Consider the following 16,454-nt stretch of genomic DNA (forward strand, 5'->3'; position numbering starts at 1 on the left):
TTGCCTGGGTGAAATCGAGGCTGGAAGTATGAAAATCGCAGGTCTATTATTCAAACGAATAATATCGTCACTTAACCTCAGTAAATTTAATGGACAGAATCCCGATCGATGTTCGCCACCTGCAAACGCTGGTGGCCCTGCGCGACAGTGGCAGCGTCTCCCGCGCCGCGTCCTGGATGCGACTGACCCAAGGCGCCTTGTCCCATCACATCAAGGCGCTGGAGGAGTTTTTCGGCACCCCATTGTTCGTTCGCAAGTCTTCCCCGGTGGTCTTTACGCCGGCTGGCAAGCGGCTGCTGGAAGCCGCCGACAAAGTGGTGCCCATTCTTAATCAGACCACGCGTGACCTGCTGCAGATGGCCGAAGGCACCGGCGGTACCTTGCGTATCGCCGTCGAATGCCACACCTGTTTTGACTGGCTCATGCCCGCAGTCGATGCCTTTAGAGCACGCTGGCCTGAGGTGGAAGTGGACCTGGTATCGGGTTATCACGACGATCCCGTTGGCCTGCTGCATCAGCGCACCGCCGATCTTGCACTGGTGTCCTGCTCCGAAAGGGACGAGGAAGGGGTCGATTTTCACGGGCTGTTTCGCTATCCGCTGGTGGCACTGGTTGCCAATGACCACCCCTTGGCCCTGCGCGAGTTCTTGACGGCCGAGGACTTTATCGACGAAACCCTGGTGACCTATCCGATCGAGGAAGACGCGCTGGACATTGTCCGCTCATTGTTGCGGCCCGCGGGGATCAAGCCTGTGCGCCGCACCGCCGAGCTGACTGTCGCGATCCTGATGCTGGTGGCAGCGCGGCGCGGCATTGCGGTGCTGCCACGCTGGGCCGTGCAGACCTACCTCCAGCGTCAGTACGTGACGGCCAGGCCCATCACCCGCGAGGGGCTTATCTCGGATATCTGGGCTGCCACCTTGCCGGCAGACAGCCAGAAACCCTATGTCGTCGAGTTCCTGGCGCTGCTGCGCGAAACCACGGTGGCGGCGATTCCGGATGTCGAGCTGATGGGCTGATCGGGCACCCAGTCACGCACTACGCCCCGTTGCCTGCCTCTTCCTTCAGCCACGCAATGAACTGCCGGGCCATGTCGCTGATCTGCTTGTGCGGCTTGGTCAGCAGGTAATACGCCAGCTGATGCGGCATCACCAGCTCGGGGAAGGGCATCACCAGTTCGCCGCTGCGCACCGCCCGTTCGGTCAGCTCGATCGCACACAGGGCGACACCATGCCCCTCGATCGCCAGCTGCGCGAGCACATTGGAGTCGGTGACCACGTGCCCGCTGCGCACCTCCAGCCCTGGCGTGGGGTACAGCGCCTGCCAGGCTTCCCAGTCGTGATGATGCCGGTCATGCAGCAGCGGGTGACGCGCCAGGTCGGCCGGCACCCGCAGCGCGTCGGGCCCTTCGAGCAATGCGGGCGAGCAGATCGGCACGTAGTTCAGGCCCATCAGAAACTGCGTCTCGAAACCCGGCCAGTCGGCCGTGCCCCACTTGATCGCCAGCTCCACCTCGTCGGGAAACTCGACGCGCTGGGTGCTCAGCAGTTGCTGGATGCGCAGCGCGGGGAAGCGCTGGGTGAAATGCTTCAGGCGCGGGGTCAGCCAGAACGCGCTCATCACCGGCTCGGCCTCGATGTGCAGCACCGACGGTGCGGCCTTGCGCGCGCATTTCTCGAAGGCGGCCACCAGCTGGTCGAAGGGGGCGCGAACATCGTCCAGCAGCGCGGCGCCTGCCCTGGTCAGGGCCACGGTACGGGTCGAACGCACGAACAGCGTCACCCCCAATGCCTCCTCCAGCTTGACCACCTGCTGGCTGATGGCCGACTGCGACAGGTGCAGCGCGGTGGCGGCACGGGTGAAGCTGCCGTGCTCGGCAACGGTCTTGAAGGCCAGCAGCAGGGTCATGTGCGGCAGGCGGGTCAGGGCGAATTTATTCATAAGACTTCGTTATTAGTCCATTACCAAATCGCGATTCTCTCGGCGCTGGGCACCAGCTTACATTAGCCGCCGAGCCCGCCAATACGGGGGTCTGTCCAATAATTACAACAGTTGGGACTCACTATGCAGCAGAACACCCAGAAAGACCTGACGCTGATTTTCACCAGCATCGTGGTGATATCGCTGACGGTCATCGGTTTGATGATGTTCCCCGATCAGGCCAAGGTACTGGCCGATCAGCTCTTCACCCGTGCCACCACCACCTTCGGCGTGCTGGTCCAGGTATTGGGCTTTGCCTGCGTGGTACTGGTGATCGGCCTGGGCATGAGCAAGTACGGCAACATCCGCCTGGGCGAGGGCAAGCCCGAGTACAGGAACACCAGCTGGATCTTCATGTTCATCTGCGCCGGCCTCGGCTCGGCGACCATGTACTGGGCGTTCATGGAATGGGCCTACTACTACCTCACCCCGGGCCTGAACATCACCGCCGCCAGCAAGCAGGCGCTGGAGATGAGCATCGCCTACTCGTTCTTCCACTGGGGCGTGACCCCGTGGGCCATCTACGGCATCGCCTCGCTGGCGATGGCGTATCACTTCCATGTGCGCAAGAACAAAGGCTTGAGCCTGGCGGGCATCATCGAGTCGATCACCGGCTACAAGGCCCACGGCCCGGTCGGGCGGGTCATCGACCTGATCTTCCTGTTTGCCACCTTCGGCGGGCTGGTGCTGACCACCACCCTGACCACCTCCACCGTGGCCAAGGGGCTGTCGGACTTCACCGGGCTTGCCGACGGCTTCATGCTCAAGGCGTCGCTGGTGATCCTGGTGACACTGGTGTTCTCGCTCAGCTCCTACATCGGCATCAGCTCCGGCATGCAGCGCCTGGCAAAACTGGCCTGCGGCATGACCATGCTGTTCGCCCTGGTCGTGCTGCTGCTGGGGCCCACCCAGTTCAGCGTCAGCAACATCGCCAACGCCATCGGCCTGACCCTGCAGAACTTCATCCACATGAGCCTGTTCACCGACCCTACCGGGGACGGCGGCTTCTCCCGTGACTGGACCGTGTTCTACTGGCTGTACTGGATCACCTACACGCCGGGCGTGGCAATTTTCGTCACCCGCGTCTCCAAGGGCCGCACGATTCGCGAGGTGGTACTGGCGATGATCCTGGGCGGCTGCGGCGGTTGCTGGTTCTTCTTCGGCAGCCTGCAGAGCTTTGCCATTCACCAGTTCGTCACCGATGTGGTCAATGCCCCGGCCATGCTCAGCGGTGCCGGCGGCGAAGCGGCGGTGTCGATGCTGCTCGCCAGCCTGCCGTTCGGCAAACTGCTGTCGGTGGTGTACTTCCTGCTCATGCTGGTGTTCCTGGCCTCGCACCTGGACGCCGTGGCCTACACCGTGGCCGCCACCAGCACCCGCAACCTGCGTGAAGGCCAGGACCCGTCGCCGAGCCTGCGCCTGTTCTGGTGCCTGATGCTGGCCGTGCTGCCGCTGGCGATGCTGTACATCAATGCCTCGCTCAACACCCTCAAGACTGCCGTGATCCTCACCGCCATCCCGTTCATCTTCATCCTCATGGTGAAGATCTGGGGGCTGCTGAAGTGGCTGCGCGAAGACTACGCGGCAATGCCCGCACACCTGATCGAAGCGCAGTCCGCCCGCCTGGCCCAGTGCACTGCGTGCGACGCCGAACAGGCCCCTCGCCAAGCTTGCCAGGGCGCCCCGAAAACTCTGGAAAACCTGCAATGAAAATAGTCGATGTAGAAGCGATCTGGTTGCGCGTGCCTGCGCTCGACCAGCCCTGCGAGTGGGGTGAGGATGCGTTGATCGTGCGCATCTACACCGACAGCGGCCTGCTGGGCATCGGTGAAACCGACAGCTCGCCGGCCGTGGTCAAGGCCCTGATCGAAACCCCGGCATCCCATGAAACCTGCCAGGGGCTGCGCGACATCCTGGTCGGCGAGAACCCGCTGGAAATCGACCGGCTGTGGAAGAAGATGTACCGCCACTGCGAATACATGGGCCGGCGCGGCGTGGCCATCCATGCCATCAGCGCGCTCGACATCGCCCTGTGGGACATCGCCGGCCAGCACTACGGCGTGCCGGTGCACACCCTGCTCGGCGGCAAGTACCGTGAGCGCATCGCCGCCTACGGCACCTTCATCCCGCGGCCCGACGAGGCCGGCAACCGCGAGCGGGTACGCGGCCTGCTGGCCCAGGGCCTGCGCAGCATCAAGCTCGGCGGCGCAGGTTTTGGCGAAGACCTGCCCAGGGACAAGGCATTGCTGCAACTGGTGCGCGAGGAGATCGGCGACGACGTGCAACTGCAGATCGACCTGGTGGGGCGCTGGCGCAACTACTCCCACGCGCTGGTGCAATGCGATGCACTGCGCCAGTTCAACCTCAACTGGATCGAGGAACCCTTGCCTTCGGACGACACCCGCGGCCTGGCGTACCTGGCCGAGCGCTCCGGGCTGCGCGTATCCGGCGGCGAGGGGCTGGCCACGCGGCACGAGTTCCGTCACTTTCTGGAGGCTTCGCGCCCGGCGATCATCCAGCCCGACATCACCCGCTGCGGCGGCATCAGCGAGATGCGCCACATCTATGAACTGGCGCAACTGCACGGCGCGCAACTGGTACCCCACGGCTTCAGCACCGGCATCCTGCTGGCAGCCACCGTGCACTTTCTGGCGGCCAGCGAGTTTGGCGAGTTGATCGAATACTCACAAAGCGACAGCCCGTTGTTCCGTGGCCTGGTGAGCAACCTGCTGGCGCTGGAGGACGGCCATGTGCGCGTGCCCGACAGCCCAGGCCTTGGCGTGATACTGGACGAGGCGATGATCGAGCGTTATCGCGTTCGCACCTAGAGGCGGGAGGCCCCCAATGCACAACCAGATCATCGACCGGGTCGAGGTGTTCGTGTGCGCGCCGCCGCTGCGCGGCTCCACCTGGACCCCGGAGCAACCGGCGCCGTGCACCACGCACACCTTCATCCGCATCAGCACCTGCGACGGCATCGTCGGCGTGGCGGCTACCGATTCGTACACCACGCACCACCCCGACGCGGTACTGGCCGAGACGCTGCGCGACATGATCCCCGACCTGCTCGGGCGCTCGGCACTGCAGCGCGAAGGGCTGTGGATGCACTTCAAGCCCAGGGCCTATGCGCGCTCGGCCCAGGCCCAGGCGCTGATCGACGTGGCGCTGTGGGACATCGCGGCGCAGGCGGCGGGCCTGCCCCTGTTCAGGCTGCTGGGCGGCTACCGCGAGCGCATCGACGCCTACGCCAGCACGCCGGTGCTGGCCACGCCGCAGGCCTATGTGGACGCCGTGCAGCAACTGGTCGAGGCGGGCTTTGCGGCCATCAAGTTCCATTGCTGGTGCGACCCGGCGCGCGACCTGCAACTGCTCGAGCAGGTTCAGCGGGCCCACGGCGACAAGGGCCTGGCGCTGATGCTGGACGTGGAGCAGCGCTACGACCTGGACGCCGCGCTCAAGGTCGGGCGGGTGCTGGGCGAGCTGGGCTACGCCTGGTTCGAGGCACCGCTGGACGACTACGACCTGGCCGGGTACCGACACTTGAGCACGCGGCTGCAGGTGCCGGTGCTGGCCGCCGGCAACGCCATCACCGACAGCCAACTGGTGGCGTTTGCCGCCAGCCAGCAGTGCTGGAGCCGTGTGCGGGTGGATGTGATGACCTGCGGCGGCATCACCCCCGCGCTGAAGATCATCCACCACGCTGCGGCCAGCGGGCTCAAGGTCGAATTGCAGAGCTGGGGGCATTCGCTGGCGCAGGCGGCCAACCTGCACCTGATGCTGGGGCAGCCGGTGTGCAGCTACTTCGAACAGGCGTGCGAGGTCGAGCTGTTCGAGTTCGCCACCGCCAACCCGATCCGCACCAACGCGCAAGGGCAGGTGACGGTGTCGCAGCAACCGGGCCTGGGCCTGCAGATCGACTGGGAGCAGATCGGGCGCGTCGCCCAGTTGCAGCTGAGCGTCGGCCGCCAGGCGGGCGCTGCGTAACTGCCGTGGTGCCGGTTTTGCAGTCATGGCGCGGGCAGCGTACGCTGCCTTGCTGCAAGGTTGGAGAAAGCTACACAGCCTAAGATTTGGTACGTGCAGTTGTGCACTGGCGACAACCCGCCCGGTGCGCAACTGCCAAGTCATACCAAAAACAATAACAGGCGACCGCCATGACGTTTTTCCTGCGCAGTATCTGCTCGATTGCTTGCTCCCTGTTCGCCACTTCGTTGCTGGCGGCGCCGCCGTCTTCGCCCGAGTGCATCGTGCCCGGTTCATCGGGTGGCGGTGGGGACCTGATGTGCCAGTTGATAAAGACAGCCCTGGCCCAGAACAAGGTGTTCGACCAGCCCATGCAGATCACCTACATGCCCGGTGGGGTCGGGGCGGTGACCTACAACACCATCATCGCGCAACGGCCGGCAGAGCCGGGCACCCTGATCGCGTGGTCCAGCGGGTCGCTGCTCAACCTTGCCCAGGGCAAGTTCGGGCGCTTCGACGAGGGTGCGGTACGCTGGGTCGCCGCCCTGGGCAAAAGCTATGGCGCCATCGCGGTAAGAAGCGACTCCCCGTACAAGAACCTCGACGACCTGGTCAAGGCGCTGAAGCAGCAGCCGCGCAAGGTGCTGTTCGGCTCCGGCGGCACTGCCGGCGGGCAGGACTGGGTGCAGGCCGCATTGCTCGCCAAGGCCGCGGGTATCGATATTGGCGAATTGCGCTACATCGCCCTGGAAAGCGGCGGCGAAAGCGCCACGGCGTTGCTGGGCGGTTACATCGAAGTCAGCAGTACCGATGCGTTCGAGGTCATCACGCACCTGCAGCGCGGCGAGATGCGCCTGCTGGCCGTACTCTCGGAAGAACGCCTGGGTGGTGAGCTCAAGGACGTACCCACCGCCAGGGAACAGGGCTACGACATCGTCTGCCCGGTGGTCAGGGGTTTCTATCTGGGGCCCGGGGTCAGCGACGAGGACTATGCCTGGTGGAAGCACACCTTCGACCAGCTACTGGCCTCGGAACAGTTCGCCCAGCTTCGCAGCGGCTTCAGGCTGCTGCCGTTCGCCCTGACAGGTGATCAATTGCGCACCTACGTCAAGCAGCAGGTGGCCGGGTACAAGACCCTGATCGACGACCTTCGCAGGGGCCAGTGATGCGGGTGCCCGAAACAGCTGCCATCTGTCGAGATACGTACCTTGGCACGGAATTTTCATGCCTTTGTCGAACGCTGTTTTTTGTGGTGTAACCAGCACGTTCCTTCCCGCCCAGAAAAACAATCAGGGGGTTGCATGAGCTGTCTGATCTGCGCCGGCCACGCCGAGGCCATCGACTGCCCAGCCGGGTGGGAAGGGCGGCGTTGCCTTCAGTGTGGATGTTACCGTATGTCTCAAACGCTCATCCTGGCGATGATGGACGAGGGGCAGATTTTCGATGCCTGCAAGATGCGCCAGTGGCTCGACACGCGCCGTTGTGTGGTGCCGATTCCGACAATTGATGTGCATGAGGCGATTCTGGTGGTGTAGTTGTGGTGGCTGACAACTCGAATCTCACAGGCGTTGGCACGTGGCAGCCCATGTAGGAGCCGGCTTCGCCGGCGAAGCGCCGCGCTCGCGGCGCTCGATCTTGTGACCGGCACAACAGCATTGACTGGCACCTGATAACCTCACCGCGATCCTTTGGTTGCCTTTCTGAAGACATCCCCAGTCACCTGTCTTGTAATTGCATCTGGGTTTGGGGGGCATGCCTTGAATCTGATGGCGCTCTCTAGGCCGCGCGCTGCCCGCGCGTCGCTTCGCCGGCAAAGCCGGCTCCTACTTGGCGCATAGGCACCCCTATCAGTGGGCCGCGTCTGCGGCCCGGGTGTCTCGTCGTTACGCGTCTACCGCTTGCGCCTCCATGCCGTCCAGCACCGTGTCGATCAACACGGTGCTCATCTCCAGCGACTGCTGCGCTGCCACAAGCAGGTGCTTGAACTGCGCGTCGGCGCGTACGCAAGCTTGTGCGGTGGTGTCCTTGGCGCATTGGATCTGTAGCGACAGATGGACCAACGCATCTTCGAGCTCGATGCCTTCGCAGACGGAAAACAGGGGAGGGTGGTTTCCGTTGCAACAGCCGAAGGCGGTGTAGGCGGTTTTGCGGGGATTAACAAGCGGGGGATCGGGGACGATTTTTGTCATTGTGCAGCTCCCTTTTGCAGTGGAACCGCCAGCCATCACTTGCAGTTGATAGGGTGGCGGCTACGTGCGGGTCTGCAAGACCGGGGCAAAAGGAACCCGGCAGACCCGAAGGTCTCCCACACCTAGCCACCATAAATCGAAACCACGGGCACAAAAAAGCGCCAATGACTGTCAGATGGCGCTGTGCGCTTTTTACTTGGCGGTCTAGAAGACCCGGCCGCTGAAATGACAGCGGCGAGGCGAAGGTTAGCGGGGATTGGGGAATGTTCAAGGCGGGTTGATTGAGGCTGTCTATGGGGCTATCGATCGATACCTGGTTTTTGGTGAAGGCTGCTTTCGGCCAGAAGCGGATATCCATGGACGACCGCTTCCGACCTAAAGCGGGCATTCACGGATCAACCTCCAACACACACAATACTAGGCGAGGTTACCTTCAATAATGATCATTTCGCGGTGACAGGCACGTACTGCGAATTGCTTGGCCTCGTCGTAGGCGGGATCGCTGTAGCAAGCTTTGGCTTGTTCATAGTTGGGGAATTCGACAGTAAGTACTCGCGTGCTGATGTGGGATTCGACCAATGCACCGGTCTCAAGAACCTTGATCTTGGCATTGTACTTCTCACTGATCGGCGCCCAAAGCCGGCTATATGCGTGCTGTGCAGCCGAGTCAATTATGTCCGTACCGAAAATGATCCAGTAACCTTTCAACCTGACGCTCCATTACAAGTAAGAGTTTGTGGGAAGGGCTCGACAGGGCCTTTAAGTTACGAACGACGTTGGGCAAAAGTTGCAGCCGACTTTTCGAAGGTCTGACCAGCACGCGGGTTCCACTGTACGCCGGAGCGGGCGATTACTCCTGGCTTAAGCTGCTGATTCTCGTCGTAGTCCTGGCGAGGGTGAAAAAATAGCGGTGGAAGGTCATCAATACTCGACAAGCGTTCGGCATAGTCATGCAGGTACTGCTGGCGTTGCTCTTGACTAACCTGTGCCGGCATCCATGCCGCAAATGGCGGCAGCACGGTGAAGCCGGTGTACGCGAGAATTCCGTTATGAATGGGCCAGAGAATGTGGTGCAGGTCGCCATCAATGCCGCTCGGTGTATAAAGAGTGTCCGCTGTGCCTGTGGTCAAGCTCAGCATTGCTCGTTTGCCCTTTAGATGCCCACTATCGTATTTGCGTCCGGACGAATATGCGAAACCACGACTCAGCACGCGGTCAACCCATCCCTTGAGGATTGCGGGCATGGAAAACCACCACATCGGGAACTGGAATATCACCAGATCTGCCCATTCGACGCGGGCCTGTTCACACAGGACATCCGGGCATACTTTTGCATGGGCCTGAGCGTGCTCCTGCTCCTTTGATGCGTCGAAGTACTGTGAATTGTCGCGATGGGCAAAATCGCCAGGCTGGAGTACAGCTGACCAACTTTGCGCGTACAGGTCGCTGACCTGTACCTCGTGCCCCAATGCCGTAAGCGTTCGTACGGCAGTTTGGGTCATGGCGCCGTTGAAAGAATGTGGCTCTGGATGGGCATGGATGATCAGAATCTTCATGTCAGAAACCTTCATAGGTATGAGCGGATGATGATCTGATTGTCGTGAGAACGCCGGCGGGGTACAAATCATCAGTATTGAGACTATGAAAGAGAAAAACTGCACCATGCGAGCCAACACGCCACTCAAGGCCATTGTCTGCTTCGATGCGGTAATGCAAACAGGCAGCGCATTGCTGGCGGCGCGTCAGCTGTTTGTCACCCCGGGTGCTGTCGGGCAGCAGATACGCAAGTTGGAGGATTGGCTGGGCACATCGCTGTTCGTGCGTAGCGTGCGTAAGCTACAGCCTACCGATGAGGCGTTTCGCTACTGGGAACAAGTCAAGCCAGCGCTACAGCAGATCAACGAAGCCAGCGCCATGGTGCAAGGTAAGGATGCATCCCTGGTACGGCTGAGCATGCCACCGGCTTTCGCCAACACATGGTTTGCCAGGCGCATGCCTGACCTGACCTGTAAGTCTCCCGGGTTAAAGCTTCACCTGAGCGCATCGGTCGCGCCAGTCGACTTCCGTGGGTACACGTTCGATCTGGCCGTACGTCATTTTGACGGTCAGGATGACAGTCTCCATGTACGGTTACTGCTGCGCGACGAGGTGAAAGTTTATTGCAGCCCAGAATACCGGGATCGACTGCAATTGACGGGGGTGGGTGATCTTAGGGGGGCTACCCTGCTTTACACCACTTCTCATGCCAATTGGTCGCGGTGGCTGACACAAGCCGGTATGTCCTTTGATGGAACGATAACTGACTTGCTTTTTGACCGGTCGGAAATGGCTATCGATGCTGCCCGACGAAGCCATGGCCTAGTGTTGACAAGCCCTTGGCTGGTGGAAGATGACTTGGAGCGTGAGAGTCTGATACAGCTGTTTCCATACGCGCTGCAAACCGGAAAAAATTATTTCCTTGTTCATGCCAAAGATAGGCAGCTCAGCCCGCCGGCTCAGCAGCTATGTGATTGGTTAATTAACACTGCGCTTGATATCAGTAATGACGTAGCGGAATGATCGTACCTCCGCTCATGGCCGACCTCGGCCTGTCGCCATCTCCTTGGCGCATTGGATCTGTAGAGACAGATGGACCAACGCATTTTCGAGCTCGATGCCTTCGCAGACGGAAAACAGGGGAGGGTGGCCGTTGCAACAGCCGAAGGCGGTGTAGGTGGTTTTGCGGGGATTAACACGCGGGGTTCGGGGACAATTCTTGTCATTGTGCAGTTCCCTTGATTGGCGGAGCCGACACCTATCGCTACCAGACGAAGGGTGGCGCTGTACGCAGGTTGGTAGACCGGGAATCAAGGAACCCGGCGCGCACGAATGCACCCCACGCACAGCCGCCATGACACGAAACAGCAGACAAAAAGCGATGGGCGAAGGTTAGCGGGTGTTGGGGGATGTTCAAGGGCGGGTTGGTTGAGGCTGTCTGTGGGGCTATCGATCGATACCTGGTTTTTGGTGAAGGCTGCTTTCGGCCAGAAGCGGATATCTATGGACGACCGCTTCCGACCCATAGCTGCCGGTGAGTCCACGCAGAAATTGCATCTGGATTCATCGACATCTTCGGGCTGAATAGTGGTCGTATAGTCACCAGAGCCGGCGCCCCGAGGTAAATATTTTCGCAGCCATCGTTGCTGGTCTTAGGTGTACTCCATATCCAAAGCTGGATATCCCACCTATCAAAAAGAATGATTCCCATTTGCCATTGCTGCTCTGGGTGCCTATGATCCGCCATCTTGCTGGGAAAGGAAGCATTGGGATGGAGTGGAAAGGCATCAATTTGCAGTGGGCATATTCCGACCTCCTCCTGGGGATCGGCCGGCACACCCAGTGCATGCAACGCGCCTGTGACGTGCTGCACGATGCCTTCATACGCTTCGTACTGGCGTCCCAGCGTCGGAAAATCGAGCAACCAAATGCCTACCTGCGGCGCATCGCCCATTCGGTGCTGATCGACCATTACCGTGAGGCGCGTCGCTATGTGGGGCTGCCCGAGGGTGAAGGAACACTTGAACCGTTGATGGTCGTGGCCGGCGAGGCGGCTGTCTCGCCATCGACTGAACACCTGGCGGACTTGGCCCAGCGCCTGGATGCACTGCAACGTATTCTCGATTGCCTGCCACCACGGTGCAGGGAGGTGTTCTGGCTGGCGCGTATCGAAGGCCGCCGCCAACCCGAGATCGCCAAGCTGCTGGGGATATCTCTGTCGGCGGTCGAGCGCCATCTAATCCGTGCGATGCTCGACCTACGTGCGGCGCGGGCGCTGTTGTCATGAGCGATGTTCGCCAGCAGGCTGCACGCTGGTTCACCCGGATGCTCGAATTGCCCGACGATCACCCAGAACGTGCGCGCTTCAACCAATGGTTGGAAGCAGACCCGCGGCACGTCGAGGAATACCAGACCTTCGTCGACCTGTGGCAGGGCTTTACCCACACCTCGCAGACCCAGGCATTGGCGGGGGCCATGGAGGGCGTCAGGCGTCGGCGGTTGTTGGGCGGGAGCCTGCTGGGGCTGCTGGCGATGTCGGGCCTGGGGGGCTTGCTGACCTGGTCGCGGCTGGTTGGCCGTGAAGTGCAGTACGCCACTGGCATCGGCGAGCAACGGTCGGTGGCGTTGGACGATGGCAGCCAACTGACCCTCGATGCCGATTCGCTAATGCTCGTGCGCTACTCCAGCGGCGAGCGGTACCTGATGCTCTTGCGGGGGCGGGCGATTTTTTCGGTACAGCGCGATGCCCAGCGGCCATTTCTGGTAGAAGCCGGATTGGCACGGGTGCGGGTGCTGGGCACACGTTTTGTGGTCGAGCGCCTGCCCGAGCAGATCCAGGTCAGCGTCGAGCGCGGACGTGTACAGGTCGATAGCGATACCGCTCAGGCGGTACTCGAAGCTGGCCAGGTAATTCGTTGCGATGTGGCTGGCCATTTAACCCGCCTTGCCCGCTCGGCTTCGGCGGCGTTCAGCTTCGCCGACGGCAACCTCAACTTCGAGGATGCAAGCCTCGCAGAGGTCGCTGCGGTGTTGTCGCGCTACCAGCGGCTACCCCTGAAAGTCCTCGGCCCGTCGCAACGTCGGCTGTCGGCGGTGGTGCAGTTGGGTGACATAGAAAGTTTCGTCGAGACCCTGCCGGTATTGGCCAACGCCACCCTGCAACGGCGCGACGACGCCATTTGGTTGGTGCCTCGCTGATCTTTTTTGCAATCGGACGTCAGGGAAATGTGGCGCTACTCCGTCAGGGAGTATCTGCCCACATCAACGAGAGATGACCCCATGCTGTACAACGCCCTCCGAAGCCTGGCCGCAAGCTCGGCCCTGGTGCTGAGCATCCCGGCCCTTGGCGCAAGCTTCGACTTCGACCTGCCTGTCCAACCGCTGTCTCAGTCCCTACGCATGATCGGTTTGCAAGCCGGTATCAGCCTGGCCTTCGACGAGCGCCTGACTGCCGGCAAATCCGCTCCAGCGCTCAAGGGGCGGTATGAAACCGAATCAGCGGTACGCCTAGCGCTGGCAGGGAGCGGCCTGGTACTGAGCACCGAAGGCGCGGTCTGGGTGATTGCAACTCCAGCAGCAAACAGCCTGGAACTTGATGCCACCACCGTGAACAGCCGAGGCCTGGGCGAGACTACCGAAGGCAGTGGCTCCTACACCACCGGCCCTATGCGTAGCGCAACCAAGCTTGCGCTGACTGTGCGCGAAACCCCTCAATCGGTCACGGTGATCACGCGCCAGCGCATGGATGACCAGGCGATGAACACCCTGGATGATGTGGTGCGCAATACCCCCGGCATGAGTTCACAGAAACTCGGCCCAGACAGGCAGCGCTACTACTCCCGCGGGTTCCAGGTCGACAACATCATGTACGACGGGATCCCGACCAACGTCGGAGCCAACGCCGCCGACATCATCGCGTCGGGCGACCTGGCGATGTACGACCACGTTGAAATTGTCCGTGGCGCGACCGGCCTGATGCAGGGCTCCGGTAACCCGGCAGCCTCGATCAACCTGGTACGCAAGAAGCCCACCGCACAAACCCAGGCAAGCATTACCGCCAGCGCCGGCAGTTGGGACCGCTATCGCTCGGAGGTGGACGTCAGTGGTCCTCTCAACGAGCAGGGCTCGGTCCGTGGACGCTTGGTGGGTGCCTACCAGAACAACCACAGCTTCCAGGACAACATCCAGACCGAACGCGGCGTCTACTATGGCGTGTTGGAGGCAGACCTGACCGACGACACCTTGTTGACCGTGGGCGCGTCCTATCAGGACGACAACAACCACGTACCATGGGGCGGCATTCCCGTGGCGGCGGATGGCAGCGACCTAAACCTGCCCCGCTCGACCTATCTGGGCAACGACTGGGATTACTGGGACAAAGACACCACCATCGTTTTTGCCAAGCTTGAACACAATCTCGCCAACGACTGGAGGCTCACCCTGTCCGGCAACAAGACCTGGTCAAAGCTGGATCACCTCGCCAGCAAGGTCTACAACACCAACAATGTCTATCGCCAGATTTTTGGTGGCTACAAATACGATGACGACCAGACCGGCGTCGACGCGTTCGCCAGCGGCTCGTTCCAGCTGTTGGGCCGCGAACACCAACTGGTGGCCGGTGCCAGTGCCCGGGAAGAGAAGATCAAGGTGGTAGAAAACACCGACAACTCCATCTACAACGACATCGACATCTACAATTGGGATCCGAGCCTTCGCCCCAAACCGTCGTCGCTGATCTCCACCTTCTGGCAACACATTGATATCCACCAGAAGAGCGCCTACGTCACCGGCCGTTTCAGCCTGGCAGACCCATTGCACCTGATCCTCGGCAGTCGCCTGGACTGGTACGACTATGACGCCGAATCTCAATACGGGACGGTGGACTACAAGGTCACACGACACGTCACCAAGTACGCAGGCCTGATCTACGATCTGAACGATAATCACTCGATCTACGTGAGCTATACCGATATCTTCAAACCGCAGAATAACCTGAATGCCAGCGGCGGCCTGCTGGCCCCGATCGTGGGCAAGAACTATGAAATCGGTATCAAGGGCGAATACTTCAACGGTGAACTTAATGGCTCCATTGCGTTGTTCCGGATGGATCAGGAAAATCGTGCGCGAGTCGCCGACGGCTGCCCGACTGCCGTAACGTGCTATGAAGCGGCAGGTAAAGTGCGCGCGCAAGGTATCGATATGGAACTGCAAGGCGCAATCACGCCTCGCTGGCAAGTTGGCGCAGGCTATACCTACACCGAGGTCAAATACCTCAGTGATTCCAACCGTGCCAACGTCGGCCGCGGTTTCGATACGGACCTGCCGCGCCACCTGGTCAAGCTCACCACCAGCTATCAATTGCCAGGCGATCTTGAACGCTGGCGCATCGGCGGTACCGCTTATGGTCAGAACTCCGTGTACAACAAGGGGAGTGGCTACAAGGTCGAGCAGGATGCCTACGCCCTGCTGGACCTGATGGTCGGCTTCAAGCCCACCGAGCATATCGACGCACGCCTGAACCTCAACAACGTGTTCAACAAAAAATACTACGTGAGCATCACCGACAGTCCAGCTCGCGCCGAAAACATCTACGGCGACCCGCGCAACCTGATGCTTACGGTCAAATACAGTTTCTGATGTAAGAAGCAGACCATGGCCTTGACTGTTGTGTAGTCGGGGCTACTGGCCGTCTTTCGAAAGGGACAGGTCGAACCCTGCCTGAGCGCTGTGCTCATCAGTAATGGAGTGACCACTACATCAAGGTTCTGGCTTGTGGGGAAGCTGGAGGGGTTACCGTTTCAGCATTGATGCTGGTGAGGTAACGACATTTTGGAGACTTCAACACCACAAGCACCCGGAATTTCAGATCAAGCGCTTACATCCGGTGATGTTCCAGCAAGAAGTCCACGAACAATCGCACCCGCGCCGGCATTGCCGCCCCGCCGACGAACACAGCATGGATCGGTTCCTGGTCCCCAGGGTTCCAGGCTTCCAGCAGCGGAATCAGGGCGCCGCGCTGCAGATCCTCGCGCACGCTGAACTCACCGATACGTGCAATGCCGGCACCTACTCGCGCAAGTTGTGCCAGCGCTTCACCACTGCTGCATTCGATGTTGCCGCTGACCTTCAGGGAAAACTCTTTTCCATCGCGGATGAACGGCCAGTTGGGTTCGGCACGCCGGAAGTTGAAGCGCAGGCAATTGTGCTGAAACAAGTCTTCCGGCTCCTTGGGGATGCCCTCGCGCTGCAGATAATCGGGCGATGCCACCACTACCTGGCCGGTGTCGCCGATCCTGCGCGCGGTCAGTGGGCTGTCGGGCAGATGGCCGAAGCGGATCGCGACATCGGCCTGCCCGCCGAGAATGTCGACCACTTCGTCGCCGAGGGTAAGGTCGACGACGATGTTCGGGTAACGGGCGCTGAATGCTGCCACCAGCGGGACGATGGCCAGCCGCCCGTGGCCAAGGGCGGCACTGACCCGCAATCGCCCCCTGGGCACGCCCTGGTCAGCGATCGCTGCTTCGACCTCGTCCATATCGGCCAGGATACGCCGGGCGCCGCGCAGGAACGCTTCGCCCTCGGCAGTGAAGGCGAGCGCTCGGGTGGTGCGCAACAGCAGGCGGGTGCCAAGGCGTTGCTCGGTACGCGCGATGACCCGACTGACTGCCGAGGGTGTCACGCCCAGTGCACGCGCCGCGGCCGACAGGCTGCCTTCGTGCGCCACGGTGGTGAACACGCTCATTTCACCTGACCTGCCGTTGAAGTCCACTTGTGCCTCCTGCGCAA

15 protein-coding genes are annotated in these 16,454 nt (G+C 61.1%); 10 read left to right on the forward strand and 5 right to left on the reverse strand.

All coding sequences use genetic code 11. From position 1 onward, the window contains the following. Nucleotides 1-89 precede the first annotated feature (89 nt). Nucleotides 90-1,019, forward strand: a complete 930-nt coding sequence (locus B4I46_RS17395; protein WP_054916486.1) for a LysR family transcriptional regulator — start codon at nucleotides 90-92, stop codon at nucleotides 1,017-1,019. Between the two features lie 19 nt (nucleotides 1,020-1,038). On the opposite strand, the gene B4I46_RS17400 is transcribed toward B4I46_RS17395, so the two are convergent. After that, nucleotides 1,039-1,941, reverse strand: a complete 903-nt coding sequence (locus B4I46_RS17400) for a LysR substrate-binding domain-containing protein (RefSeq protein ID WP_054916485.1) — start codon at nucleotides 1,939-1,941, stop codon at nucleotides 1,039-1,041. A 123-nt stretch (nucleotides 1,942-2,064) separates the two neighbouring features. Here B4I46_RS17400 and B4I46_RS17405 point away from each other — a divergent pair, with 123 nt between their 5' ends. The 5 genes from B4I46_RS17405 (at nucleotide 2,065) to B4I46_RS17425 (ending at nucleotide 7,478) form a co-directional block, all read left to right on the forward strand. Next, nucleotides 2,065-3,690 carry a BCCT family transporter gene (locus B4I46_RS17405; RefSeq protein ID WP_286901159.1) on the forward strand — a complete coding sequence of 542 codons (1,626 nt, stop codon included), beginning with the start codon at nucleotides 2,065-2,067 and terminating at the stop codon, nucleotides 3,688-3,690. Further along, entirely contained in the window at nucleotides 3,687-4,808 is a 1,122-nt protein-coding gene (locus B4I46_RS17410; protein WP_043860271.1) for a mandelate racemase/muconate lactonizing enzyme family protein, read from the forward strand. The genes B4I46_RS17405 and B4I46_RS17410 overlap by 4 nt, the downstream gene beginning before the upstream one ends. Nucleotides 4,809-4,824: 16 nt before the next feature. Beyond that, a complete protein-coding gene (locus tag B4I46_RS17415) occupies nucleotides 4,825-5,964 on the forward strand; it encodes a mandelate racemase/muconate lactonizing enzyme family protein (protein ID WP_054916483.1) in 1,140 nt (379 codons plus the stop codon). Nucleotides 5,965-6,134: 170 nt separating this feature from the next. Next, on the forward strand, nucleotides 6,135-7,109 hold the full coding sequence (locus B4I46_RS17420; RefSeq protein ID WP_078481051.1) for a Bug family tripartite tricarboxylate transporter substrate binding protein: 975 nt from the start codon (nucleotides 6,135-6,137) through the stop codon (nucleotides 7,107-7,109). A 228-nt stretch (nucleotides 7,110-7,337) separates the two neighbouring features. Beyond that, on the forward strand, nucleotides 7,338-7,478 hold the full coding sequence (locus tag B4I46_RS17425; RefSeq protein ID WP_173925052.1) for a hypothetical protein: 141 nt from the start codon (nucleotides 7,338-7,340) through the stop codon (nucleotides 7,476-7,478). A gap of 348 nt (nucleotides 7,479-7,826) precedes the next feature. Here the strand turns inward: B4I46_RS17425 and B4I46_RS17430 are convergent, their stop codons facing one another. From B4I46_RS17430 to B4I46_RS17440, 3 genes are all read right to left on the reverse strand, one after another. Then, nucleotides 7,827-8,132 (reverse strand): DUF3077 domain-containing protein, encoded by a 306-nt coding sequence (locus B4I46_RS17430; RefSeq protein WP_286901162.1) that lies wholly within the window; start codon nucleotides 8,130-8,132, stop codon nucleotides 7,827-7,829. Between the two features lie 417 nt (nucleotides 8,133-8,549). After that, nucleotides 8,550-8,840, reverse strand: a complete 291-nt coding sequence (locus B4I46_RS17435; protein ID WP_043861673.1) for a DUF1330 domain-containing protein — start codon at nucleotides 8,838-8,840, stop codon at nucleotides 8,550-8,552. 56 nt (nucleotides 8,841-8,896) lie between these two features. Next, nucleotides 8,897-9,688: an NAD(P)H-dependent oxidoreductase gene (locus B4I46_RS17440; RefSeq protein ID WP_254999998.1), complete on the reverse strand. Its 792-nt coding sequence runs from the start codon at nucleotides 9,686-9,688 to the stop codon at nucleotides 8,897-8,899. Nucleotides 9,689-9,773: 85 nt separating this feature from the next. On the opposite strand from B4I46_RS17440, the gene B4I46_RS17445 reads away from it, so the two are divergent. The 4 genes from B4I46_RS17445 to B4I46_RS17460 all read left to right on the forward strand — a co-directional run bounded on the left by B4I46_RS17445 (nucleotide 9,774) and on the right by B4I46_RS17460 (nucleotide 15,305). Beyond that, nucleotides 9,774-10,691 (forward strand): LysR substrate-binding domain-containing protein, encoded by a 918-nt coding sequence (locus B4I46_RS17445; RefSeq protein WP_286901164.1) that lies wholly within the window; start codon nucleotides 9,774-9,776, stop codon nucleotides 10,689-10,691. 748 nt (nucleotides 10,692-11,439) lie between these two features. Beyond that, a complete protein-coding gene (locus tag B4I46_RS17450) occupies nucleotides 11,440-11,955 on the forward strand; it encodes an RNA polymerase sigma factor (RefSeq protein ID WP_104572600.1) in 516 nt (171 codons plus the stop codon). After that, entirely contained in the window at nucleotides 11,952-12,866 is a 915-nt protein-coding gene (locus B4I46_RS17455; protein WP_104572599.1) for a FecR family protein, read from the forward strand. The genes B4I46_RS17450 and B4I46_RS17455 overlap by 4 nt, the downstream gene beginning before the upstream one ends. 81 nt (nucleotides 12,867-12,947) lie before the next feature. Continuing rightward, a complete protein-coding gene (locus tag B4I46_RS17460; protein ID WP_286901165.1) occupies nucleotides 12,948-15,305 on the forward strand; it encodes a TonB-dependent siderophore receptor in 2,358 nt (785 codons plus the stop codon). A 238-nt stretch (nucleotides 15,306-15,543) separates the two neighbouring features. On the opposite strand, the gene B4I46_RS17465 is transcribed toward B4I46_RS17460, so the two are convergent. Further along, nucleotides 15,544-16,437 (reverse strand): LysR family transcriptional regulator, encoded by an 894-nt coding sequence (locus B4I46_RS17465; protein ID WP_088514798.1) that lies wholly within the window; start codon nucleotides 16,435-16,437, stop codon nucleotides 15,544-15,546. Nucleotides 16,438-16,454: the final 17 nt, after the last annotated feature.

Origin of the sequence: Pseudomonas sp. UBA7500 (assembly GCF_002478435.1) — a bacterium.
In the GTDB taxonomy this organism is placed as follows: domain Bacteria; phylum Pseudomonadota; class Gammaproteobacteria; order Pseudomonadales; family Pseudomonadaceae; genus Aquipseudomonas; species Aquipseudomonas palmensis.

What these genes read in the sequence shown, in the direction of transcription:
- B4I46_RS17395 (WP_054916486.1), top strand. Translation starts at nt 90, where the DNA reads ATGGACAGAATCCCGATCGATGTTCGCCACCTGCAAACGCTGGTGGCC.
- B4I46_RS17400 (WP_054916485.1), bottom strand. Translation starts at nt 1,941, where the DNA reads ATGAATAAATTCGCCCTGACCCGCCTGCCGCACATGACCCTGCTGCTG.
- B4I46_RS17405 (WP_286901159.1), top strand. Translation starts at nt 2,065, where the DNA reads ATGCAGCAGAACACCCAGAAAGACCTGACGCTGATTTTCACCAGCATC.
- B4I46_RS17410 (WP_043860271.1), top strand. Translation starts at nt 3,687, where the DNA reads ATGAAAATAGTCGATGTAGAAGCGATCTGGTTGCGCGTGCCTGCGCTC.
- B4I46_RS17415 (WP_054916483.1), top strand. Translation starts at nt 4,825, where the DNA reads ATGCACAACCAGATCATCGACCGGGTCGAGGTGTTCGTGTGCGCGCCG.
- B4I46_RS17420 (WP_078481051.1), top strand. Translation starts at nt 6,135, where the DNA reads ATGACGTTTTTCCTGCGCAGTATCTGCTCGATTGCTTGCTCCCTGTTC.
- B4I46_RS17425 (WP_173925052.1), top strand. Translation starts at nt 7,338, where the DNA reads ATGTCTCAAACGCTCATCCTGGCGATGATGGACGAGGGGCAGATTTTC.
- B4I46_RS17430 (WP_286901162.1), bottom strand. Translation starts at nt 8,132, where the DNA reads ATGACAAAAATCGTCCCCGATCCCCCGCTTGTTAATCCCCGCAAAACC.
- B4I46_RS17440 (WP_254999998.1), bottom strand. Translation starts at nt 9,688, where the DNA reads ATGAAGATTCTGATCATCCATGCCCATCCAGAGCCACATTCTTTCAAC.
- B4I46_RS17445 (WP_286901164.1), top strand. Translation starts at nt 9,774, where the DNA reads ATGAAAGAGAAAAACTGCACCATGCGAGCCAACACGCCACTCAAGGCC.
- B4I46_RS17450 (WP_104572600.1), top strand. Translation starts at nt 11,440, where the DNA reads ATGGAGTGGAAAGGCATCAATTTGCAGTGGGCATATTCCGACCTCCTC.
- B4I46_RS17455 (WP_104572599.1), top strand. Translation starts at nt 11,952, where the DNA reads ATGAGCGATGTTCGCCAGCAGGCTGCACGCTGGTTCACCCGGATGCTC.
- B4I46_RS17460 (WP_286901165.1), top strand. Translation starts at nt 12,948, where the DNA reads ATGCTGTACAACGCCCTCCGAAGCCTGGCCGCAAGCTCGGCCCTGGTG.